Raw genomic sequence first — 23,561 nt, forward strand, 5'->3', positions numbered from 1 at the left:
TACCTCTTACTTTTCGAGCTGTAGCCTTTCTCTTAAATCCAGCTCTCTTTCTTTTTGAACATATAACTGTACGTATGTTTCAATAAGATCATTTGTGACATCAATCTTATATTCACATAGTATGAATGTAGGAATTTTATCATCCTTCCAAACTTTTTTCTTAAAGTTATATATGTAGACACCTTTTTCCGGGGTCTCGCTTGTCGTTCTTTCATTTGTTATGGGGATCCAGTCGCTTGCAGAATATGTGTCGAAGTGCTCACGGCAAAGGTGTAGAGACTCAACATTAAAATAATCGTTTTCAACAAGTTCTTTTTCACAAATACTACATAGCCCCAAGATTCTTTCTTTGGTTTTGTTTTTTTCAAGCATCTGACTTATCTTATTTGTAATATCACCATCTTTTTCTTCTTCATTCTGAAAGTCTCTTTTAAATACTAAATATGCAAAGAAGCCAATAAAGGCAAGTAAGGCCAATACGATGATTGTTAACAACGCTATAATGATGATTGAATTATCCATAATAATATTCTAGATGACTTAACAAATATGAACAATGGCCAGTGGCCTATATCCTAGAATATTTTGAAAATACCGACGTGTCGCAATCCTGATTTTCTCTGATCGTTGATCAAGAGTGCCTTTTTCTTGATAGATGTTAAAGCATAATTCTTTAAGTTGGTTAAGTTGATCTTCTTCGTATGGTATTCCAAGTGCCGTGATATGAACTCTTCCGCTTGCTTTCTTTATACTGTTATTAGCAATTGAAACAAAGACAGAGCCTAGTGTTGCCATCTTTCTTCTTTCTGAGATTTTTTCGCGCTCGATTTCAATTCGATTACCATGAATTAATATTGGTGGTACTTCTTCAGTTTTATTAAGTTTAACTTCTCCATTTGCAAATATCGTTACAACATCACGATTAGCAATCTCAAGAGCTTTAGATTTTGGAAGAATCGTATTTAAAAATTCAATATGCTTTCTTATAAAATAAGTTTCACCGTGAATGGGGATTGCGATCGTTGGCAGATATGCTTCGTAAACGTCTTTTAAGTCTTCTTTCCCTGGGTGACCAGAGGCGTGAATTAAACCATTGGCATTAGTGATAACTTCTGCACCAGAACTTGTTAGTTCGTTATAAAGAAATGCAAGTTTCTTTTCATTTCCAGGAATTGCTTTTGAACTGAAAATGAATGTATCTTTTTCATTCACTTTAAAAAACTTATCGTTACCACTTGAGATTCGTTTAACAGTACCTCTAAACTCACCTTGGCTACCTGAGCAGATTATAATCTGTTTCTTTGAGAGGTCTTGTACGCTTTCTACTTCTCTAATAAGTCCATGATCATCAAATATCTCACATTCACTAGCAATTCGAGTGTATTTTAATAATGATCGGCCATAAGTGATAACTTTAAGATTCTGTTCTTTGGCGATATCAAATATTGTTTGAATACGATGTATGTTTGAAGCAAAGCAGGTGATAAAGACTCTTCCTGGCGCATCTTTTATAAACTTAGAAAGATCGCTTTTTAACTCAGATTCTGAAGTCGTTCTTAAGGTTGAGCTCGTTATATTTGTAGAATCAAGCATTGAAATTCTATTGTTATACTTTCTTGCTAGTGATTTCATTTGCTCGAGATCAATAGGACCTTCGTATGGGCAGTTGAAGTCACTTTTAAAATCAGAAATAAAAAGAATGCCAGTATCGATCTCTTTTATTCCCAGATGTAGTCCTTTTGTATTTGGAATAGAGTGATTCACATGGACTGCATTTATTTCTATTTTATCAATTATTAATGTGTCATCTAAACGATGGATTTTTTTTGAGAGATCGAGATAATTTAACTTATCTTCTATTAATTCTTTGGCAAATTTTGGTGCGTGTATTTGGGCCTCTGGAAATTTTTCTATATAGTGAGAAATCGCACCAATGTGATCTTCGTGTCCATGTGAAATAATAATATTTGAAATTTTTAATTTTACGTCAGAGAGATCAGGGATTAAATAATTAATGTCAAAGCAATCTTCTGAAGGAAAGAGGATTCCTGCATCAATGATGATATTTGTTTCTTCGTAAGATATCAGAGTTGCATTTGATCCAATTTGTCCAACACCACCAAGTGGAGAGATTGTTAATTTTGACATTAATTGCCTTTTGTCGAATTTAGTAAAAGTTCAAACTCTTTATTTTGATCAATAAATTGTAAGAGGCGTGCAGATAAGATCTCTGATGCAACATCAGTTTCTTCACCGACTATAAAGTCAGCGTGTTGTCGTTGAGGTGCAAGAAACTTTTCATACATTGGCCTAACACTATCGTAGTATTGATTAATAACACTTTCAAGGCTTCTGCCACGTTCCGCTACATCTCGGTTAAGACGACGTGTGAATCTTATATCTGCTTCAACATGTAGAAAGCACTTTATATCTAATTGATCGCGAATGATTTGATTGAAAAGTGTGAAGATACCCTCAAATAAGATAACAGGAGTAGGCGTTAATGTAGTTGTTTTATCAAGTCTTCGACTTGTTTTAAAATCATAGTTTGGAACTTCAATTGATTGTCCTTCTTTTAGTTGGACAATGTGTTCTTGTAAAAGATCCCAATCAAAAGCTTTGGGATGGTCGTAATTTGGACGCCCTGATTTTGTATAATACTCTTTTGGTTGTTCTGGTAAGTAATATGAGTCCATAGATAACATGGATACTTTTTCTTGAGGAAGTTTTGAAATAACTTTAGAGGCAAACGTTGTTTTACCCGAGCCTGATCCGCCTGTGATCCCAATTAGCTTCATAGATTACCTTTTGAATAATGTTTTCAGTAACTTAACACGGATTTATTTCACATCAAATAAAAGAGGTGATAATCTTATAATAATTACATTTCATGCTAGTTTGAGGAATAATTAATGCCAAGATATCTGCTAATATCCCTATTTTTTATCGTAACTTCAATAGTTTACGCAGACCCATTGAAGATCGCTATTTCCTCTTCTCCAAATAGTTTAAGCCCATTTTTTTCTACTGATGCAAATTCGCAAAACATTAATCGCCTGGTTAATGGTTCATTGATAGATTTTGATATTAATATGAAGCCAATTTGCCAGCTTTGTGAAAGTTACGAAGAATTTAGAACAATCGATAGTTATAAGATCCGTTTTAAGCTCAAGGAAAATATTTATTTCTCAAATGGTGAGAAAATAACGGCAAGAAGTGTTAAGCAATCTCATTACTACTTCACTGAGACTGAAAAAATTAAATCGATATTTCGATTTGCTTTTTCAAATATTACAGAAGTTAAGATTTTAGATAAATATACATTCGAATTAATATACAAATCATATGGCCTTGATCATTTACCAAATCTTGTGCTTTTTAAGATAATACAGATACCTAATTATAAAACCTTAGACCAGGTTGAATTAAACGATATCGTAGGTGCAGGTGATTATCGAATTACCGATATTAAACCACTTCAAATAGACTTAAAGTCGAATATAGAAGGACGCCAAGACTTAAGCTTTGTGGTTGTTAAAGACGAAACAACACTTGCTCTTAAATTAGTAAAGGGTGAAATTGACTTATCTGTATCAAATATTTCACCACGTAAGGTTAATTATTTAATCAATAAAGGTAGTGTGAAGGTTAAAAAGGTTCTAGGTACAGATTATAATTATATTGGTCTAAATCAGCGCAAAGAACAATTACAAAATCTTAAGGTTAGAAAGGCATTAAGCCATTTAATACCTCGTGAAAAGATTATTAAGTATAAGTTTAAAAACTACGCAGTCGCTTCAAATGGTTTATTTGCTAAGTCTTTTGAGAAGTTCTATTTAGATTCTCCTGTTGATAATTATGACCCGGCCAAAGCTAAGTCTTTGTTTATTGAAGCAGGTTATAAGCATAAAAATGGTTTCTGGTATAATGGTGATGGTAAGAAGTTTAAGATTACTTTTAAAACGAGTAGTAATAAGTTTCAACAAGAGTTAGTTACAATCATTAGAAATGAATTCGTCGACTTTGGAATTGATATCCAAATTGTTCCTCAGGAATGGGGGACATTTCTTAGAGGAATAAAACGTGGTGAATACGATCTCTACCTTGGACGTTGGGTCGGATTTACTGGTCAAGATATGCTTAAATTTGCTTTTCACTCTGAAAATATGGCACCGAAAGGGGCAAATCGTGTTTTCTTTGATAATAAAGAGTTCGATAGTTTAATTGCTCAAGCGGAAGATACTATTAATAAAAGCAAAGAAATTGAAATTTATAAGAAAGCAAATTCTGTCGTTAATAGAGAATACCCTTATATAAGTTTATGGCATCCAGACGTTATTTGGGTCATGAATAAGTGTATTCATCTCGATCAGGTATATCCAAACGGAAACTTTCTAGTTCTAAAGGAAATTAAAAATGTCTGTAAAAACTGAAGTTTTTAAAATTGTGACAATTGAGTTTAAAACAAGTTCTCAATGTGAGGAAGTTAACAAAATCGCTCTAAATGATTTCGAAGTTGATGGGATTGAAGAATTCTCAATGGAAGAAGAGAGAGTAGATGAGATTCTAGGGGAAAGAGCATACTCTGGTGGTGATGTACCCGAGTCAGTAATTGATGAAGTCGTAGATATTTCTGCAAATGAAGATGTGAAAAAGTTTAATTACTTCTTTTTCCAAGGTGACATCTCTAGAGCAGAGGAGTTTGCAAACACTCTAGATCAAATGGACCTTTCTTATGAAATAAAAGAAGAAGAATATTCAGATTGGAATGAAGTTTGGAAAAAGCACTATGCACCGATCGAAGTTACAGATGAGTTGAGTGTCATTCCAGAGTGGTTTAAGGAAGATGATTATAAAACAAATGATAACAATATTTATATAATCCCTGGGATGGGATTTGGTACTGGTGAGCATGAGACAACATATTTATGCTTAAAGCACTATATGGCCGTGAAAGATGATTTCAAAGATAAGGATCTTTGCCTTGATTTTGGTTGTGGTTCAGGGATCTTGGGTATAGGTGCAGTTAAAAAGAATAATATGTTGGTGGACTTTGTCGATATTGATCCAGCGGCTCTCGATAATTGTCATGAAAATTTAAAATTAAATCTCGTTGAAGATCGGTTAAATGGACATCGCCTTATTGCAAGAAAACGCTTTAGTGTAGATGATAAATATAAGCTAGTTTTTGCTAATATTTTAAAACATGTCTTGTTGTCTGAGAAAGATCTCCTTCTGGAGTCTCTCGATGATGGTGCTTATCTAATCTTATCTGGAATTTTAAACGAACAAGTTGATGATATTCTTGAAGAGTACAAGAGCTTGAAAAAAATTGATGTACTTTCTAAAGGGGATTGGTCTGCCATCTTAATGAAAAAAGATTAATCTCAAATATAAAGGAGTCCTTATGCGTGCGATTTACACAAGAGACGATTTATCACCATCTATTGATGGAATATTGAGAATAAATGATGATCGAAGCCATCATTTAATTAAAGTTGCGCGTGTAAAAAATGGGGATGAAGTACTAATCCTTGATGGTCAAGGTGGCCGTTATCTTAGTGAAGTTATTAATTGTACTAAGAGAGAGGTTTCACTTAAGGTGAAGTCTTTTGATAAGGAAGAGAGATATTCAAATATTGATTTGGCCCTTGGCCTACCCAAAAGAGAAGCTTTTGAAAGTGCAATCAAGAATGCTACACAAGTTGGTATTAGTGCCATCTACCCATTTCGTGCAGAGTATTCTCAGTGGTCAATTAAAAACTTTTCTAGAGTTGAAACAGTCATAGAAAGTGCTCTTATACAATCAAATAACTGTTACTTTCCAAAGATAAATGAAGAAGTTAATAGTTTAGATGCGCTATTTGAGATTTTTAGCAGTTATGACTATATCTTTCTGACCACACTTTCTGATGCTGCAAATACAACTAAAGAAGCAACTAATTTAAGGAATAAAAAAATATTAATTATTATTGGTCCAGAAGGTGGACTTTCACCCAAAGAAGAAGAACTTGTATTAAAACAAAGTAATGTTTTTGGTTTAAAGTTGTCGACACCAATTTTAAAAACAGAGACTGCGGTACCAACAATCGTTGGATACATACTCGGAAAATTTGATGTTAAATAAAAAATGTGTCATCCTATTATAAGAGGGATTTGGGATGAATATTGATACTGAACAACTAAATAAAAATAAGTACAACTCAATGAATATAAATAATTTAGATGATATCGATAACTTCGATATAGAAGACATTCCATTTAAACCAATAAATGAAGGCCTCGGTTTTCATCATGGGCAAAAAGAGAAGAGAACTCTTAAGCAAACGCGTGTTGAAGTTACACCTACGCAAGCTCATGTAAACAATTTTAATAAGGTCTTAGGTCGAGAAAAGGAAATGAGTGTTCCATCTGAATTGGAAGCTTTTTACCGTAAAGGACAAGAGTCTGATATCCCTCAAGTTAATCGTGAAATTGAAATTAAAAGTAAATCGAAAGAAGTTTCTATCGTTAGAAGGTTCTTCTCTTATGTAATTGACATGAGTGTATCGACAGTGATCTTTACTGTTATTATTTCTTCAATGTTCTTCATGACATCAATTCCATTAGAATCTTTTGTTTCATTAACACTTAAAAACTCTAGCTACCGTTATTTGATCGCTCTATTTGTTTTAATTCACTTAATTTATAGAATCACTTCTGTTTATCGACCGACTCTTGGTCAATATATTTGTGGTGTTAAGCCAAAGCAATCAAATGAAGCAGCTTTTAATACGATAATTGAAAGAACGCTATTTGAGTTTTTATCAATACCTCTTCTTGGGATTCCATATATCTTTGGACTGGATAAGAAGTTCTTTGGTAACAACCTAAAGAAGAATAAGTAAGATGAGTTACGAAGACGCTAAAGATTATGTAAATAAACATTTCAAAGACAAGAAGGTTGTTTTTACTAATGGATGTTTCGATATTCTTCATCGAGGTCATTTAATGTATTTAAATGAAGCTCGAGCGCTAGGCGATGAGCTTATTATAGGGTTAAATTCAGATGCTAGTGTAAAACGTCTTAAAGGTGATGATCGTCCTGTTAATAATGAAGATGACCGTCTTTATATGCTTGAAAATCTAAAGGCCGTAAGTAAGGTTTTTATTTTTGAAGAAGATACTCCTTATGATCTCATAAAAGCAGTAAAACCAAATGTTTTAGTTAAAGGTGGCGATTGGGCCGTTGATCAAATTGTTGGACACGATATTGTGACTGGCAATGGTGGTAAGGTTTTAAGCTTAAACTTTGAAGATGGTTACTCAACGACTAATCTAATTTCAAGAATTCAAGGCCGCTCATAGGTGTATCTACACAAGTTTACAGACCACTATCAGATATCAAACGAAGTTTCACAAATATTGATTCCCTTTGAACATTTATTAGTCTCAATAAAAGCTTCGTTAAAAACAGGCTTACCTGTAATTATTCTTTATCATGATCATGAATACGATTTAGCAAAAATTAAGAGTAAACATTTTATACACAATGATAAATTTTCATTTATTAATACATCTCTAAAAAATCGATTTGAGACTCATTGTAAAATTAGTAACCTTAGTGAAATGCTCCAGTATATGCTTGAGTTGAACACTCGGCTATCTTAAAAAAACTTAACTTTTTTTCCACTTTTATCTCAAGAATATTTCCGAGTAACCGTTATGGGTATTACAACCAGTTGGGACTGGTTGTTTGGGATTTAATTGTTGAGACAAGGAGTTTCAACGCAAATTACACAAGGAGGTTGCTTATTCGAGGAGAATAGTAATGGGATTAAGAATTAACACGAACACACAGTCAATTGCAGCACAAAGAAGTTTAGGTCAAGTTAAGAGAGCACAAGGTGAATCTTTAAATAAGTTAGCATCTGGTTCTAGAATTAATAAAGCCTCAGACGATGCTGCAGGACTTGCGATATCTGAAAAGTTAAGAGCAAACATCAGAGGTACTCAACAAGCAGCTCGAAATGCTGGTGATGGTATCTCAATGATTCAGATCGCTGAAGGTGGGATGAACGAAGTATCTAATATTTTAGTTCGTCTAAGAGAGCTTTCAGTACAATCTGCATCGGATACAATTGGTGATACTGAACGTGAATTTACTGATAAAGAATTCCAACAACTAACTAAAGAAGTTGATAGAATTGCAGAGTCAGTACAATTTAACGGTACATCACTAATCAATGGTGAAGGTTCAGAAAAAGAATTCCAAATTGGTCTTAATAATGATGAGACGAATGACAGAATTAAGTATGATCCATCAGCAGTATCAGTAAAAACAGAAGACCTAGGAATTGGAGGACTTTCTGTTGCTACTAAAGGTGATGCTCAATCTAACCTTGAGGCTATCGATAAGGCCATGACAACTGTATCAGGTGGACGTGCGGAGCTAGGGGCTTTACAAAATAGACTACAGTCTACAATTAATAACCTAGAGATCTCTAACGAGAACATGAGTGCCGCAAATTCACGAATCAGAGATACTGATGTCGCAGCTGAATCAGCAAACCTAGCGAAGTCAAATGTACTTACTAGTTCTGCAACTTCAGTTCTAGCTCAAGCTAATACTTCGAGCCAGTCTGCACTTAGACTAATCGGTTAAGAAAAAAACCAAAATCGAATGCAACACTTCAAGGGCCCTCTAACGAGGGCCCTTTTATGTTCAGGATGAACGGTATGTCGCGGGAGGCAGGAGCCGGAGCCGACCTCAATGCAGTCTAAAAATCTATCTTAAAAACAGCAAAGCCATGCTTTCGCATGGCCCACTAGAATCTTGAAAGAGCTGAATCTCAGGAGAGAGGTTAAGCTCATAAAAAGTATAACTAACAAACCTGTTCATAAATATGAGATAAGTCATAGAATAATGACAAATTTATGAGTCACTTTTTGCGATTATATGCAGTTATATTTATTGAGGTTGTGGTTTTTAAGTACTTGAATTTATAGTAGTGGCCATATTTTTCTCCAAATATTCGAGGGATTTACTAAAGTATTTACCCGAGTGTTCCGAACAGGTATCTGTGAACACGAGTTTCCCTGAATGGTATTTCAGTAGGACGTAGGAAAGGAGAATAACATGGGTTTACGTATTGCTACTAACACTGCAGCTCAAACGGTGCAGAAAAACATTAAACAAACAGGTAAGGCCTCAACAGAAGCCTTGGAAAAATTATCAAGTGGTAAGAGGATTAATAAGTCCGCCGATGATGCTGCCGGTTTAGCAATTGCTAAGAATATGGAAGCACAGGTAAAGGGTTTAAGACAGGCCTCTCGAAACGCAAATGATGGTATCTCAATGGTGCAAACTGCTGAGGGTGCCATGAACGAAACAAGTAATATTCTAGTTCGTCTAAGAGAGCTTTCAGTGCAGGCAGCATCGGATACTATCGGTGATACTGAACGTGGTTTCTTGGATAAAGAATATCAGCAATTAGTAGAAGAGGTTGATCGTATTGCAGAGTCAACAAAGTTTGGTTCTATTAGCCTCTTAAATGGATCTGGTTCAGAAATGGACATTCAGGTTGGTACATTTGCTGGAGAAAGTGGTCAGATTCAATACGACCCTTCTCAAACGAATGCAACAGCTTCAGCTCTTAATATCTCAGGGCTAAGTGTTTCATCTAAGGATGATGCTAGATCATCGATGGAAAATGTCGATGAGGCGATTACAAGTCTTTCTGAGCAACGTGCAAATTTAGGTGCGATTCAGTCGAGACTACAGTCGTCAGTTAATAATTTAGAGATTCAATCAACGAATCTAGATGCTTCTAGGTCTGTTATTGAAGATGCTGACGTGGCATATGAGTCATCACAATTAGCGTCGGCTAATATTTCTAAGCAAGCTGGTGTTTCTTCATTAGTACAAGCGAATAACCTAAATTCGCAAGCGCTTAGATTAGTAGGTTAATAATAACTTTGGAGTAGCGTGGGGGAAGATCCTCCCTCCTTTCTTAAATAGGCTCAGGAAAAGTTCTTGGGCCTATTTTAATAGACGGTTTGATATGGATAAAAAGAAGTTTGAACAAGATATTATTGAGTCAATTAACGAGGATAATGAAGTTATTATCTGGGATGTAATTGAAAATAATATTCTTAGACTTCCCGTTAAGTTTAAGAGTCTCAACTCCTTTGCATCTAAATTATTTCTTACAATAGAGGATGGACTTAAAGATAGCTTGGCCCATTTTTTAAGAGGTCCGGGACTACTTAAGTTTTACATACCTGAGCTTCAGTTAGCATTTGTGAGTGAATTAAATGCTGTTCATGGGACATCCTTAGAAGTTTCATATCCAGTAAAAGAAAAACGACTCGAAAGAAGGGAGCATAAGAGGTTTGAGCCCTTAACTCCACATTATGCAAAATTTCAAAACCTTAAATATGAAATATACGACATAAGTAAAGGCGGACTTTCTATTGTATTAGGCTCTTCGCAATATGAACAATTATTTCAATTAAAGAATGATACTTTGAATTTTACAATCGAATTCGCAAAAGAATCAGTTCATGTAAAAGGGAAGGTTGTTGATACGAAGAAGATTAAGCCCTATCAAATTTCACGATTTCCATATGGTGCATATCGTTTAGCTGTTCAAGTTGAGGATAATCCAGGATACAAAAAGGAAGTGAAAAAGCTTCAAGATGGCTGTGATAAGCTTTTAAAAGATCTTCTTTGATTATTGGATGAAATCTTCTATGATTAATTAATATGGCCGATTATGTAATTTCAGATATTCATGTCAAATGGGATATGACCAATTCTGAACCACTTAAAAAATTCTTAGAAATTGACTTTAAACCAGAAGATCGTATTTATTTTCTAGGAGATATATTTGATTTAATGGTGGGAAGCTATGATGAGTATGAGGGACACTATGATTGGTTCTTTACTCGTGTAAAAGAATTAGCAAAGGCCGGTCTTAAAATATTCTATATCCAAGGTAATCACGACTTCCATATTGAAGAGCTATTGGCCAAGAGTGGGATAATAGTAAAATCTAAACCTTTTGTTGAAATTATCAATGGCCAGAAGGTTCTCTTTTGTCATGGTGACGAAATTGAAATTGAAAATTTCAATTACAAAATATGGCGTGCATTTATCAGAAGTTATCCATTGGCCTTAATCTCAAAATATATTTTCAATTATAAAATTGTGAAAAAAATTGGGGATTATTTATCTCAAAAAAGTAGAAATAGAAATGAGAAACGCTACGGAGAAACTCAAAAAAACGATCATATACGTGATAAGTTTCGTCAATCTGCTTTGATTGCCAGTAAAAGTTATAATGTCGACATTATAATATGTGGCCATAGTCACTATATGGATAGTTACCAAGGTGATAGTTTTGAATATTATAATTGTGGTTTTGTACCTGCTACAATGAAATACTTAAAAATTACAGAAAGGTATGAATTATTACCGCTCTAAGCTTTCTAGCGATGTCCATACTTAAACTTTTCTTTTAATGTCCTAAAATAATTTCTTTCTTCATTAGCATAGAAGTTTACATAATGTGTTCTTGATTTTTTAATGACAACTTCATCTTTGGCCTCTAAGCGAAATTCTTCCTGCCCATCAATTGTTAAGTAGATATCGTCATGTCCTCTTGGAATTATGATACTGATTACTTCACTGTCAGGTAAGACCATTGGCCTATGTGTTAAGGCGTGTGGACAAATAGGGGTAAGGACAACTCCTTTTACACTAGGGTGAAGAATTGGCCCGTTGGCCGCTAGTGAATAGGCCGTTGATCCAATTGGTGTGCTCACGATTAGTCCGTCACCTGCAAGATTGTATATACTTTGACCATTGGACTCTAGTTCTAAATTAAACATTCTAGAAATACCCGATTTAGTTATAACGGCATCGTTAAGAAAGTTGAACGTAAACGGTTTCTTACCCTTTCGTTGTATCTGAGCTTGATACATTTGAACTTTTCTTGTCTTAAGTTTGCCCTTTAGAGCAAGCTCTAGTCCATCGTAAAAATCTTGTTTGGAAAACTCTGCAATAAAACCAAGGTTGCCCATATTGATTCCAAAGATATTAACTTTCTTAATGTTTTTACCTCTGGCTATTCCAATGAGTGTGCCATCGCCACCCATTGTTATAATTAGTTTACATTTTTTAGATATTTCATCTCGATGAATATAATTAAAATTCTTAGTTGTTGAGCCTTTGAATATCTTCTCTATCCTGTTTTTTTGGGAGTCTTCAAAGAAAATATCAACCTTTCTTCTCTTAAGCCAATTGGTAAGGTTAGGTAGTACTGTATTAAACTCAGTAATTACTTTTGGTTTTAGAATGATAGCTACTTTATTTATTGTGGCCATGCTTACCTCAGCTTAGAACTTCATTTATAAATTGATTGATATCGTTAAAAGGTTTTTGTATGACCTTACAACCATATAATGAAGCTTTTTGTACAATCTGATCAGAACTATATGCCGTAATAATATAAAATAAATTGGCAATCTCATCTTCGTTATACTTTGTTTTCGATTCTTCTATTATATCAAATCCAGTGATATCTTGAAGCATTAAATCACAAATGATTTTGTCGTATGAATTATTTTTAATTAATTCAATTGCTTCTTTGCCGCTAGCGGTCGATTCAACCTCTGCACTTTTACGCTTTAATAAAGTTGAGATGGTTTTTTGTATTAGTAGTTCGTCTTCAATGACTAATATTTTCAAAACGATACCTTTGGAAGTGTTAATCTAAATTTCGCACCAAAGTCTACATCCATTAGATTAATATCTCCATTAATCTTCTTTAAAAGAGTTTTACATATGGCAAGTCCTAAGCCTGTACCTGTTTCTTTAGTTGTAAAGAAAGGGGTGAAAATCTTATTTTTTATATTCTCAGGAATTCCGTTACCATTATCCATAATGTCGATATGTATATCATTACTATTTTCAATGACTTTAATTTCGATTTTACCATTATCAATATTTTCATTTGTGAGTGCTTGAGAACTGTTAATAAGTAGATTAAATATAACCTGACTTAATAGAGTACCATTGCTTTTTATTTCAATATCATTTTCCATCTCAAAGACAACTCGATGTGCTCTAGACTCAGACTTAGTTAATGTTATAGTTTCGTTAATTAAACTTTTTAAAGAAATCAGAGCTAGTTTCTCATCGTCTTTATAGAGATTTGAAAATTCTTGTATAATTGCTTGTGATCTTTTTACACTATTAGATATGTGAGACAGCGTATCTTTAACATCAAAGTCATTAGTTTGATCCATTAAGAGAGTGTGTGAAAGATCAATTCCAAACAGAGGATTACTCAATTCGTGTCTGAGAGTATTTAATAACTCACCCATGAGAAGAATTCTTTCATGGTGAAGAGAGCTCGTATCGTGTTGTGCAGCTTCCAAGTCCTCTACTGTGATTGAATTACCTTCATCGTTAAAGATCACTGTTTTTATGGGGAAGTTATTTATTACATTTGCTTTTTCAAGTTCTACTTTCTTCTTGCTTACACTCGTTATGATTTTAAAGATTTTTGGTATTTGCTTAATTATGTAATTGTTAAATTTAAGGCGGTCATCGTCTGATAAAGGAAAGAGGTCATCTCTTGAGAGTAAAAATATTGTATTAAAGTCTCTAAATGAGAGCTCTTTAGCAAGAAAATGTCCATCAAGCTTTATATGTTTATTAAGCAGCTCTTTTTGATCAAAAGACTTATTTTTACTTTTTCTAACCTTGGTAAAAAGAGTGTTGAAAAATGCTGGGTCTTCAAAGCTTTCATAATACTCGCTATTTTTATATGAAAGAGAGTAGATATTTGTAGTTCCCTTTTCGTGAATTAGTACCTGTGAAGAAGAAAAGCCTGGAAGCTCTGGTGTATTTGTAAATGATTTAACTAGGGTGCGAAGATTGTCTTTCTTCTTAAATTCGTACTCTTTTGAGAAGTCATTTTCAAGAATAGAGCTTGTATTAATAATTTTTATGAATAAATCATGTACGTTTTGTAAGGTGAATTTTTGATCATTTATCTTTGCTACAACTTTATTGTTCTTAGCAGATAAGAGAAGTTGAGAGTTCTTTTTCGCAAGTAAATTAGAAAGTCCATCTTGATTTAAATACTCCAAGATGGACTTTTCTAAATAAATATTTAGATGTTGATTTTCGATTGTTGAATTAGAGGTATTGCTTTTTCTTTCCACTGTTTTAGATTATCCATTAGTTCGTACTCTAGCAAGTCAGAAAGCATAACGATATCGTTCTTCTCTCTAGCTGGAACTAGGGCCTTAATAACTGAAAACAGGTGGATTTCAAGGTTTTTAACCATTTCATTGTCTGCGAAGAATTCTGGATTACCTTTTCTGGCAGTAGCATGAATTCTTGTGATTAAATGGATATATAGCTCTAAAACTTCAATTAGATCAGCAAAGTATAAATTTGCTTCATCTATATTGCCTTTGTTAAATTCTGCAGTTGTAATGATTATCTTATCTAATAATTGATCAATATATCCAAGACAGTCATCAAGTGCTTCAAATGCAATCTCATAAGAGTTTTGAATTCTAAGGCTTGGGTAGTTTAATTCTGCAAGAGTATTATCGAGAACCTCTTCAACGTGATTTAACGCATAAGTTTCTCCATCAATTACAACTGCTGTAATTGATTCATTATTAGACAGTCCTCCGTCACTTTCAACTGCGCTAATCGCTTGGCGTAGCGTGATAATATCCCCATCGAGAGAAAAGCTATCATTTCCTAGTTCTAAAGTAATCATACGTTATCCCTTGCAGCTTCCGGCTGCTTTTTAATAAGAGAGCACTTTTCAAAAAACTCATAGAGCACACTACAAAGTAGTGAGACTTCGTTGTAAGTAAAGAATGCTGACTCTGATAATTTTACTAAATTATGTCCTTGTAGATTGTTTTTCGCTACTTTAGCGTAATCGACAACTGGTGCAAGTAGAGGATATGAGCTTAGTATCATATCACTAAGAGTGTCGACTTCATCAAGCTTTGCAGAAAACTTCTTAATTTCTTCGAGGCTTGGTGTGTTTTTACTGATTTCCTCAATAATGTATCTTGAATACTTTTTACCAAACTCTGAAAGCTCAAATAGTGCCTCAATACCTTTCGTATGAGACATTAACTGTGCTTTAGCTTCACTATTAATAACAGGGATATCCATGCTAATGTTAGCTTCAGTAATAATGCTAGACCACGCAATGTGATAGAAATTTCGCATAATCTCTTTTGCATTTTGTTCCTTATGTAAAAGTTCGTTAATTGTTACATCACCATTTGCAAGCATATCTGTTTTATAGAGATTTAACTTGTTTATAGAAAGTGTAGAGCAGCTATTGTGTAGCTCTTCTATATTAATTAAGTTCTTTTTAAGTAGTTGCTCAATGCATTGATAAGTTACGTTATATGGTAATTCATCACTTTTTTGTCTTGGTGCCAGGTTGTAGTTATCAAGTGCATAGGGAGTGGTTTCATGAGGTCTAACAGGTCCTAGTGAGATTGTAAGAGACTTTACATTCTTATAGCTTAATAAGTTACCAATCATTGAATCGTGTCCAACGAATAGGTAGTTTTGATCAACTTTTTCATAAAGCTCTTGTAGCTCTAAACCTAACCATTGATCGATTCTATCTTTAAATGAGGATAGAAGTTCTGAGTTTACGATCTCTTCTGTTTTTGTCTTATCTAGAGAACTACCACAGATAATCACTTTAGTGTCTTTGTTTCTTTTTAAAGTTTGATAGATTACTTCCACCCATCTATTCGAAGTCCATTGTTTAGACTCTTGTGAAGTGAATGGGTGAATAAGAACATGACTTTTTTCTTCATTTGAGTATTCTTTATTGCTCAAGTGAGTCATTTTCTTATTAACACCAATGATATTTGCAAATAAATCAACAAGGTTAAAAGGGTTGAGATCTCCTCTCATAACTGTTGAGTATAGGTATTGTGACCACTTATCCTGAAGTACTCTTTCATGCATTAGGTTAAAGTATGGTCCAACTTTGTTTTCAGATTTAATAAGAGTGTGAAGATATGTTGATGATTTAGAAAAAGCAAGATTGATAGATACATCAATTCTTTCATCGTTTATTTCGGCCATTTGTTTTTTAAGATTAGATAGAGCATCTTTCGTACTATCAGCTCCAACCATGGCAGATTTGTGATCAATTTGAATGATCTTATCAAAATACTTATTAAGGATGAATTTAATTGGTTCACTAAACTTCTTTCTTGCAATTAAGATGACTCGAAATTCAGGATGATTTTCTTTCATGAGTCTTATTGCATGTGTTGTTTGTAGAAGATCTCCAATTCTTGTCGTTTGGATGATCGCAATTGTCTTTTTTACTTCATCAGAATGATCATTTTGTGTTTTGATTGCGTTCATAAATACCTCTATTGCTCTTCTTCTAGGATTGAACATAGGTATAAAAAGGCCATGTCGTCCTCTTTTAGCGTCTCACGCTTTATTTGCAGCTCTTTTATTCTTTCTAATTCAGAAAAGAAGTCTTTTTTAAAGTTATTCTGATCTTGATTCATGTATAAAGTCCTTTGCCGATTCTGTACGAATCTTGCTGCGATTTTCTCTTATGAGATTTGAAACTTCTTTGACTTGTTCAAATTGAATTTGTAAGTCGTTTTTAAGTCCAATTAGTGTATTTTCAATTTCTTCTATAGTCGGATTGTCTATATTACTTATTTTTGCTTTATAAAATAAGAAAGGTAGTGAACAGTAGTCAGACGCACTAGCTATATAACGACTCATTTCTAACGACTTCTCATTCAGCTTTTGACTGTCTTTAGCTAAGGCCGTTTTTATTGCTGCTAATACATGACGAGATGATTTGATTAATTCACCTTGTGTTTGCTCTAGCCAGCTTGAAGTGAAGTTCAAGTTAGATTCGATTATCCCATGGCTAGAAAGGCTTTTTCTTTCAATTTTTCTTAATATAAAGTCTCTTGAAAGATAACGAGAGATCTCAATTTCTGCATCAAAGCGTCCTTCAATATTTTTATAGAAAGTACCAACCTCGTCATTTTCAGGTCGATAGACTGAGATTTCTTTGTTTTCTAACTTTGCATCTGTGAAACCTAGATAATATTTTTCAAGGCCATAAATGATATCATTAGCTTTTATAACTTCGTTACTTCTTACTTGTTTTTCAGTGTGAACACTTGCTGTATATGTGAAATCACGATCTTTTAACCTTGGAGTCATAATAATGCTCTCTGGGTTTACTGTTCCTTGTTTTAAAAATGGTGAAGGACCCATTGATAATTCTATTAAAGGAACATCGAGTATATCAGCGACATGCTTAATAGCTGTATCTGGAGTTACTAAAATATCGCAATTAATTAATACAGAAGGAAGCGCCGTGAAGGGAGCCTCTATCGTTACTGCTTTCTTATCAAGTTCTGAATTAATTTTGTTCGCAAAATTTCTTTCTTCCGACGTTGGAGCAATTAATAGAAGTGGAATAGTATCAACTCGATTATTTAATTCATTAATAAGTTTGATAAGCTCACTTCTTTCGATCATTTTGCTGAGGTTAGATGCCGTAAGCTGTAAACCAATTATTTTAGGATTATTTTTACTCTCTGATTTGCGCATCTTTAGGAAGTTTTGATGGCAAACCTTATTGTATTCATTTGAAACATTTAACGAGTTAAATGAGTTGTTTTCTTTTAAACAGCACATCTTGTGGTAAGTATCGTTAAAGTTTATAGGTGTATATTTTTGTTGAGTTAAAATATCATTAAAAACAATAGACCATTCATTTGAATAATTTACATTACAATGTGTATCAAATTTTATGCCTTTGTATTCCTTTGCTAGGTAAGATGTAAGGCTTGTTGAAATTCGATCATTAGAATAATTGATAACTAAATTCCAACCCTTGTTAATTTCCTTAATCGTTTTACCAAATTCATCAAGAGCAAAGCCATCAGAATATATTTTATTCTTTTTATAACTAACAATTCTTTTGCGATCGAGAGTGAAGATTTGCTTTATGCCACCTAGTGTTTGAGCAGAAGTTTCAAATTCTTTATTTATTAGAATTGAAATATTTGAATCTGGGTGTTTGTATTTTAAAGAAGAGATGAGTCTTCCCATCTGAAAAATGTCACCATGTCGCTTGAAATTTATTATTAGTATATCTTTCATCTTATCCTCGTGCCTTATCCTTGCTTAATGATTGCATCAAAAGCAAGTAGCAGAAAGTCGTTCTTATTTTTAAATTCACTTGTTTGATAAATATTTTCTTCAATATATTCGTCAACGCTTAAGTTTTGATTGCCATTATAAAGTAGGGTCTTAAGCTCTGCTGATTTTATATGTTCAACACATTCAGAGATTCTCTTATCTGCTTCAAAGTCTAGAAATGCTTTGTAGAAATCTGTGTATAAAGAAAATGAAGGAGCATGTGTAAGAATCGTTGGTTTCGACGAAAGGAATGTAACGACGCTTTTTTCTTTATAAATATTTGCAACTGAGTCAGTTGCATAGACTTCGATATTCTTATTTGGAAATAGATTGTTTTTAATGCATTCAGAATATGTTTGCTCATTAGGCTCTATAACGATGACCTTATAGTTTTGACCATGATAGCTCTCAAGTAGCTTACACGCTTCATACACATGATAGGCAAAACCTAGCCCTAATATTAGAAGATGATTATTTTCTTTAAGTTGATGTTCGATGTTGGCGATTATCTTTTTAGCTTCTTTGGCTGGATGATAATTAGAGTGTAGGTGAACACCATTAATTACTGGAACCTTTAAATTACTTCGAGATTGTTTTATCTCGTAACTTTCAATATTTAAAAATGATAAAGACTTTGGATTAATTTCCTGACTTGAATTTTTTGCCAATTCCATAATTTCCTCTTCCTAAGGGATAATGGGTAAATATAGGTGAAGCTCTTTCCTAGAGCTCCACCAGATTATACTATACTTTTGATTAAGCGGGCAAACAGGTCGAGTATTACCTAGTCTTTGTATTATTTAGGTTATAACCCTGAAACTGTTTACGTGTTTTGTAGACGTTAGAGATTTCTCTTGTAGTTGACTCTTTTGCTTGGGATAGTTCTTCGAGACATTGACGATCAAGCTCATCATTTTTTTTAACTATTTCTGTTACATCACTAATCCAGGACTTGAATACATCGATTTCAGAACTAGTATAATGAGTCGAAGCGCTCTGTAATTTACTTTCGATTTCATCTTGAAGTAGCCTAACGATATTGATTAAACGCTCTCGGTTATCAGCGATCTGCTCCACGCTTTCAAAATTACCTGATTGACTATTCTTTAGCATGGATTGTGTTGCATCCACGAGTACATTCATCAGGTCAAGGTGACGCATGATTTTTCCGGCGAGGCTATCAAAATTGGCCATTATTTTGCCTTCTGTTCTGCTCTTAATTGCTTGATGGCCTGTTGCCAACCTTCATATAGAGTCGTTAAAACATCGAGTACACCTTTTAATGGTTCTTTATCGATCTTGATATTAGCTTGTGTACTTGAATGTAGCATATAGTCATAAAGTGACGACAATTCATTGGCAACATCTCCACCAACTTCAAAGTCTAGACTACTGTTAAGTTCAATAATAATGTCCTGCAACTTTCCAATGTATTGGCCCTTTTCTGCAATATCCTTTTTTTCAATTGCTTCAATGGCCTTCTTACAATTCTTAATTGCAGCTTGATAAAGCATTAGTAGGATTTGTTCCTTACTTGCTGTTTTTACAGATGTTTGTTTGTAAGCACCTAAACCGTAACTCATTTAATTCTCCTTACTATCCCATTGGCGAAGGTGCGCCACCTAGGCCAGCACCTTGTGCCTTAATTCTTGACATTGTTCCTTCTAATCGAGCGAACTTATCTTTTAAGTTTTTTTCTTTTTGCTGTAGCATATTTTCTCGCTGAGCAATTCTTCGGTCGATTGTTTCAATATTATTATCTAATGAACGTTTTCTTGATGATAATAGACCATTTGGAAATTGTAGAAGCTGACCAACAGTTTCTTTAAGATTATCAATGAAACCATTCGTTTTAGTTCCATCTTCATAGCGTCCAGTTAAAACCTCCGCTACGTGATCATAATCCTTTTCCATCTCACTTTTAAATTTTTCTTGATCAAATTCTAAAAGACCTTCTCTTGTAAATTGAATACCGATATTTCCTATACGGGATGTTCTTCCATCAACTTTAATATCTTTAAAGATTGTATTTCGAATTCTTGATTCAATAGACTGTAGTAGGATATCCCCACCTAGTGTTCTAGATGTATCCGTATTCTCATCCATGGTATTTTGTTGTTTAATAAAAGAAAGAACACCGTTGATTTGTTCAATTAGTGAGTTGATCTTTTCACCAACTTTCCCAGCATCTTCACTGATATTTATTGTAAACTCTTCACCTGGCTTCGCTTTTTTTAGATCAATTGTTACACCCGGAATAAGTTCAGCTGCTTTATTTTCAGGGAGTTCAATTTCAAAACCATCAAGGGCAACAATTGCATCTTGGGCCTCTCTTTCAAACTCAATATAAAAGTCTTGCTCTCCATCGACAAAGTAGAAGTATGGAAAGTCAGCCTTATTGATATCTCCAGTGTCTTTAAGGGAGAGAATTAGTCTCCACGGTGTATCTGAGCCGGAGCCATCATTAACAACACTTGCTCTAAGGCCTGCATCGTCATTTTTATTGATTAGCTTTGCAACAGACTTAAGTGAAGCATTATCTGCATCAATATAAATCTCTTTATTTTCGCCGTTTGGTAATGTGTATTGGATAAATCCTACACCGATATAGCTCTCGTCTGGATCAGCAAATCCAGAGGTCATTGCCGATGACTTTTGTGCAAGCTGTTTAACTTCAAATTGATAGGTCGCAGGCTCTGCGATGTTCTTGTCAGCACTGATTTCTACGATATCATCGTTACCAACAACTTCCAGCTCTCTTAGGGATCTCGCACTACCGTTTTGGAGGAGTGTACCACGCATGGCCTCAACAAGAGATGAGAGTTGTTGAACAAGAGCTTTCTTGTCCTGAATCTTTCCCTTGCGCGCTTCCATATTATTAATAGGTATACGCTCAGCTTTCATGATTTGCTGAACAATATCCTTTGGAAGGCCGGTGTTAATGGAGCCCATTGCTATAGACAAAAAATCCTCCTGATTTTCTACGTGAAATTCCTTTTCACGCAAGTCTCCAACACTGATTTTATCATACTTGAGGTTTTTTTTCCGCTGCATCATTAGTGGAAGAATTTTCTTTGTCTGAGATCTTCGTCAATTGGCATCTTGGAGGTTATAATAGGTAAATCCCTGAAAATAAAAAACCCGCCTGTTAAGACGGGTACTTTTCGAGAAAGTAATTTTGGGATTGGGATTTTGTACTAAATTTATCGGGTATTATGGTGAAAACTTTAGAAAAAAAGTCGGATATTTTCGTTGAAAAAACTAAATTCTTGTCATTTCGGCTAGTTACATACTTTACGTTTCTGCTACTTCCAATTTATTTACAAAAAGAAGTGAACTTAGCACCAATTTGGCAAATTATAGCCATGATCTTCTTTTCTATGTTCATTGTTTCTCAATGGTTTCTTCTAGGTAAGGAAATTGATCATCGTTTAAAAATTTATTTTAAAGTGAACTCCTCAATCGATAGGGTGGTTTATCGTCTCTTTATGGGGATGTTCTTTATGGCCATCTATTTTAACCTACTAAGTCTCCTCCCTCATAAATGGAGCTATAATATATTTTGGGTTACGTGGGTTGTTATGGGCCTATTTTATTCATGGCCCACTCGTGGAAAAATTATTAAAGAGTCTGTTTCGACTAACTTTCATGAGTATCGCTATTTAGATAAATTCGAAAAGACAGTTCTATTTTTAACTGTTGTGATGTTCTTTACATCACTTCCTGAACTACCAAACCTTTTTTCAACTGGCTCACTTCGTTTATTCTTTGATCCAGGTGAAAAAGTATCGGGTGCCTTTTGGAACTTTATTTCTATCAATTACATTCCTTTTAGTAAGTATCCACAACTTCTAAATTTATCTTGGTCTGTTCATTTTTACTTTGTGACAATGTCTTTATTTTTGATGACCTTCTATGCTCTGCTGAGAAACTTTGTCTCTCGTAGGCTTTCGTTACTTGGGGTTTTTGCCTTAGTATCTTCGTGGTCATTTTCTAAAATCTTGGCCAATAATTTTGGATTTACGCTTCTAACAACTTTCTCTGTTGTGTGGGTATGGTCAACTCTATGGTCGACTAAGAGTTCAACTTATCGCTCAGGTCTCTTTATTGGTCTACTCGGTGCCTGGGGTACTGTTATTGATAAATCCAATATTATCTTATTGGTTGTACAACTTCTGCTAATTCACTTTGTATTCTTAAAAGAAGAGACATACTGGTATCGCAGACAATTTTTCAAATATACTTTATTAGGTGTTTTTCTTTCAATTTCATTATTCTTTTTCTCAACAAGTAACGTTTCTGTACAGATGATTGAGAGTATAAACATTATCTATGCGGAGCTTACGAGACTCTTTTTTAGAAAGTCATTTTTCATACTTTCTATCTTTGGCCTAGGTGTATTTATTTATAAGTTAATTGGGCAAACTAGAAGTGAAAAAAAACAAGTTTTAAATATCTCGCATGATTTATCGATGAAGGTTGCTATATCAATTCTATGCCTTATCTTGATCGATATTCTATTTAGTTCACGAACATTTCAGGACTTTTCTATTTTATGGCCACTGGCCTTCTTCAGCGTACTCTTAATCGAAGTTATTTTTCAAAAAATTCGCCACCTTAGAAGTCGTCGCAATATGATCTATGCTGTCTATATCATCATTTGCTTATTGGATTCTCACTTTGAGGGACGTGTGAAGATCTTATTACGTACAATAGGAGCAATTGACTAAATTGCTCACTCTTAAATCGCTATCTTTATTTGAGATTTAATTTATAATTAAGATAACGTTAACGATGAAAGGGAGTTTCATCTGTTTAAATCTCATATAACAAGACAGTTATTTGAAGAGTTTTCTGAGTCCTACAAGATGCGAAGAGAAGCATCTAATTCCAACGAGCCATATGTTTTAGTTGATCCACTTGATGGTAGCATCAAGCTGATTGCTAGTTCATTCACATATGATGATGGTGAAGAGTACGGTGCTATTTTAGCAAGTACTGATGAGTTGGAATATATGGTAACGTCAGAATAATCTTATGGGCCAGAAATGGCCCTAAGACCTTTAAAATAAGTATTATTGTACATTTCGTACAAGGGGAGTTTATCCCCAAATTTCTTACAATAAAATTCTAAAAATATTGTTGACAAGCTTTGAAAGCACTTTGAAATGTGTATATGTTGATAACTTGGTGTTTTTTGTTGGTAAGTTGGTTCGCAACCTGTCAAAGTATGACATCACTACGCAACATAGATGGTAAAGTATTGAAAATAAGGGATTTCATTAGTAAAAGTAAAGACAGTGAAAAATAACCAACG

25 protein-coding genes are annotated in these 23,561 nt (G+C 34.0%); 11 read left to right on the top strand and 14 right to left on the bottom strand.

The features are described 5' to 3' along the window. Positions 1-6: 6 nt before the first annotated feature. Genes ACN5L8_RS12830 through udk form a run of 3 tightly spaced genes read right to left on the bottom strand, consistent with a single transcriptional unit; the run spans position 7 to position 2,798 of the window. Entirely contained in the window at positions 7-522 is a 516-nt protein-coding gene (locus tag ACN5L8_RS12830; RefSeq protein ID WP_114706091.1) for a hypothetical protein, read from the bottom strand. Positions 523-540: 18 nt separating this feature from the next. After that, on the bottom strand, positions 541-2,148 hold the full coding sequence (locus ACN5L8_RS12835; RefSeq protein WP_419173224.1) for a ribonuclease J: 1,608 nt from the start codon (positions 2,146-2,148) through the stop codon (positions 541-543). Next, positions 2,148-2,798 carry a uridine kinase gene (udk, locus tag ACN5L8_RS12840; protein ID WP_114706093.1) on the bottom strand — a complete coding sequence of 217 codons (651 nt, stop codon included), beginning with the start codon at positions 2,796-2,798 and terminating at the stop codon, positions 2,148-2,150. Before udk ends, ACN5L8_RS12835 begins: the two co-directional genes overlap by 1 nt. Before the next feature lie 114 nt (positions 2,799-2,912). On the opposite strand from udk, the gene ACN5L8_RS12845 reads away from it, so the two are divergent. From ACN5L8_RS12845 to ACN5L8_RS12885, 9 genes are all read left to right on the top strand, one after another. Next, positions 2,913-4,433, top strand: coding sequence for an ABC transporter substrate-binding protein (locus ACN5L8_RS12845; RefSeq protein WP_419173225.1), 1,521 nt, complete (start codon positions 2,913-2,915; stop codon positions 4,431-4,433). Continuing rightward, positions 4,417-5,385, top strand: coding sequence for a 50S ribosomal protein L11 methyltransferase (locus ACN5L8_RS12850; protein WP_419173226.1), 969 nt, complete (start codon positions 4,417-4,419; stop codon positions 5,383-5,385). The genes ACN5L8_RS12845 and ACN5L8_RS12850 overlap by 17 nt, the downstream gene beginning before the upstream one ends. 22 nt (positions 5,386-5,407) lie before the next feature. Continuing rightward, the gene (locus ACN5L8_RS12855; RefSeq protein ID WP_114706096.1) at positions 5,408-6,127 is read left to right on the top strand and encodes an RsmE family RNA methyltransferase; all 720 of its coding nucleotides are present in this window, start codon (positions 5,408-5,410) and stop codon (positions 6,125-6,127) included. A 34-nt stretch (positions 6,128-6,161) separates the two neighbouring features. Then, positions 6,162-6,887 carry a hypothetical protein gene (locus ACN5L8_RS12860; protein WP_412473980.1) on the top strand — a complete coding sequence of 242 codons (726 nt, stop codon included), beginning with the start codon at positions 6,162-6,164 and terminating at the stop codon, positions 6,885-6,887. A 1-nt stretch (position 6,888) separates the two neighbouring features. Beyond that, complete coding sequence (rfaE2, locus tag ACN5L8_RS12865; RefSeq protein WP_419173227.1) at positions 6,889-7,347, top strand: D-glycero-beta-D-manno-heptose 1-phosphate adenylyltransferase; 459 nt, start codon at positions 6,889-6,891, stop codon at positions 7,345-7,347. A gap of 463 nt (positions 7,348-7,810) precedes the next feature. Continuing rightward, positions 7,811-8,644 (top strand): flagellin, encoded by an 834-nt coding sequence (locus ACN5L8_RS12870; RefSeq protein ID WP_419173228.1) that lies wholly within the window; start codon positions 7,811-7,813, stop codon positions 8,642-8,644. Between the two features lie 474 nt (positions 8,645-9,118). Continuing rightward, entirely contained in the window at positions 9,119-9,949 is an 831-nt protein-coding gene (locus tag ACN5L8_RS12875; RefSeq protein WP_114706101.1) for a flagellin, read from the top strand. 94 nt (positions 9,950-10,043) lie between these two features. After that, a complete protein-coding gene (locus tag ACN5L8_RS12880; protein ID WP_120404011.1) occupies positions 10,044-10,715 on the top strand; it encodes a PilZ domain-containing protein in 672 nt (223 codons plus the stop codon). Positions 10,716-10,747: 32 nt separating this feature from the next. Continuing rightward, a complete protein-coding gene (locus ACN5L8_RS12885; RefSeq protein ID WP_419173229.1) occupies positions 10,748-11,467 on the top strand; it encodes a UDP-2,3-diacylglucosamine diphosphatase in 720 nt (239 codons plus the stop codon). Between the two features lie 5 nt (positions 11,468-11,472). On the opposite strand, the gene ACN5L8_RS12890 is transcribed toward ACN5L8_RS12885, so the two are convergent. The 11 genes from ACN5L8_RS12890 to fliD all read right to left on the bottom strand — a co-directional run bounded on the left by ACN5L8_RS12890 (position 11,473) and on the right by fliD (position 21,208). After that, on the bottom strand, positions 11,473-12,369 hold the full coding sequence (locus ACN5L8_RS12890) for an NAD(+)/NADH kinase (RefSeq protein WP_120404013.1): 897 nt from the start codon (positions 12,367-12,369) through the stop codon (positions 11,473-11,475). 7 nt (positions 12,370-12,376) lie between these two features. After that, a complete protein-coding gene (locus tag ACN5L8_RS12895) occupies positions 12,377-12,733 on the bottom strand; it encodes a response regulator (RefSeq protein ID WP_158536794.1) in 357 nt (118 codons plus the stop codon). Further along, positions 12,730-14,217, bottom strand: a complete 1,488-nt coding sequence (locus ACN5L8_RS12900; RefSeq protein WP_419173230.1) for a sensor histidine kinase — start codon at positions 14,215-14,217, stop codon at positions 12,730-12,732. The genes ACN5L8_RS12895 and ACN5L8_RS12900 overlap by 4 nt, the downstream gene beginning before the upstream one ends. Then, positions 14,166-14,789 carry a hypothetical protein gene (locus ACN5L8_RS12905; RefSeq protein ID WP_114706107.1) on the bottom strand — a complete coding sequence of 208 codons (624 nt, stop codon included), beginning with the start codon at positions 14,787-14,789 and terminating at the stop codon, positions 14,166-14,168. Before ACN5L8_RS12905 ends, ACN5L8_RS12900 begins: the two co-directional genes overlap by 52 nt. Beyond that, positions 14,786-16,426 carry a glycosyltransferase family 9 protein gene (locus ACN5L8_RS12910; RefSeq protein WP_334677756.1) on the bottom strand — a complete coding sequence of 547 codons (1,641 nt, stop codon included), beginning with the start codon at positions 16,424-16,426 and terminating at the stop codon, positions 14,786-14,788. Before ACN5L8_RS12910 ends, ACN5L8_RS12905 begins: the two co-directional genes overlap by 4 nt. Before the next feature lie 8 nt (positions 16,427-16,434). Beyond that, a complete protein-coding gene (locus ACN5L8_RS12915; RefSeq protein ID WP_158536796.1) occupies positions 16,435-16,578 on the bottom strand; it encodes a hypothetical protein in 144 nt (47 codons plus the stop codon). Next, the gene (locus tag ACN5L8_RS12920; protein WP_419173231.1) at positions 16,559-18,205 is read right to left on the bottom strand and encodes a glycosyltransferase family 9 protein; all 1,647 of its coding nucleotides are present in this window, start codon (positions 18,203-18,205) and stop codon (positions 16,559-16,561) included. Before ACN5L8_RS12920 ends, ACN5L8_RS12915 begins: the two co-directional genes overlap by 20 nt. A 14-nt stretch (positions 18,206-18,219) precedes the next feature. After that, on the bottom strand, positions 18,220-18,918 hold the full coding sequence (locus ACN5L8_RS12925; protein WP_114706110.1) for a hypothetical protein: 699 nt from the start codon (positions 18,916-18,918) through the stop codon (positions 18,220-18,222). Positions 18,919-19,024: 106 nt separating this feature from the next. Next, positions 19,025-19,438, bottom strand: a complete 414-nt coding sequence (locus tag ACN5L8_RS12930; RefSeq protein ID WP_419173232.1) for a hypothetical protein — start codon at positions 19,436-19,438, stop codon at positions 19,025-19,027. After that, on the bottom strand, positions 19,438-19,827 hold the full coding sequence (fliS, locus tag ACN5L8_RS12935) for a flagellar export chaperone FliS (protein WP_114706112.1): 390 nt from the start codon (positions 19,825-19,827) through the stop codon (positions 19,438-19,440). The genes ACN5L8_RS12930 and fliS overlap by 1 nt, the downstream gene beginning before the upstream one ends. Positions 19,828-19,840: 13 nt before the next feature. After that, positions 19,841-21,208: a flagellar filament capping protein FliD gene (gene fliD / locus ACN5L8_RS12940; protein WP_158536797.1), complete on the bottom strand. Its 1,368-nt coding sequence runs from the start codon at positions 21,206-21,208 to the stop codon at positions 19,841-19,843. Positions 21,209-21,513: 305 nt separating this feature from the next. Here fliD and ACN5L8_RS12945 point away from each other — a divergent pair, with 305 nt between their 5' ends. Then, on the top strand, positions 21,514-22,974 hold the full coding sequence (locus ACN5L8_RS12945) for a hypothetical protein (protein WP_419173233.1): 1,461 nt from the start codon (positions 21,514-21,516) through the stop codon (positions 22,972-22,974). Positions 22,975-23,112: 138 nt separating this feature from the next. Then, positions 23,113-23,277, top strand: a complete 165-nt coding sequence (locus ACN5L8_RS12950; protein ID WP_419173234.1) for a hypothetical protein — start codon at positions 23,113-23,115, stop codon at positions 23,275-23,277. Positions 23,278-23,561 lie beyond the last annotated feature (284 nt).

It is taken from the genome of Halobacteriovorax sp., from assembly GCF_048381875.1.
Lineage (GTDB): Bacteria > Bdellovibrionota > Bacteriovoracia > Bacteriovoracales > Bacteriovoracaceae > Halobacteriovorax_A > Halobacteriovorax_A vibrionivorans.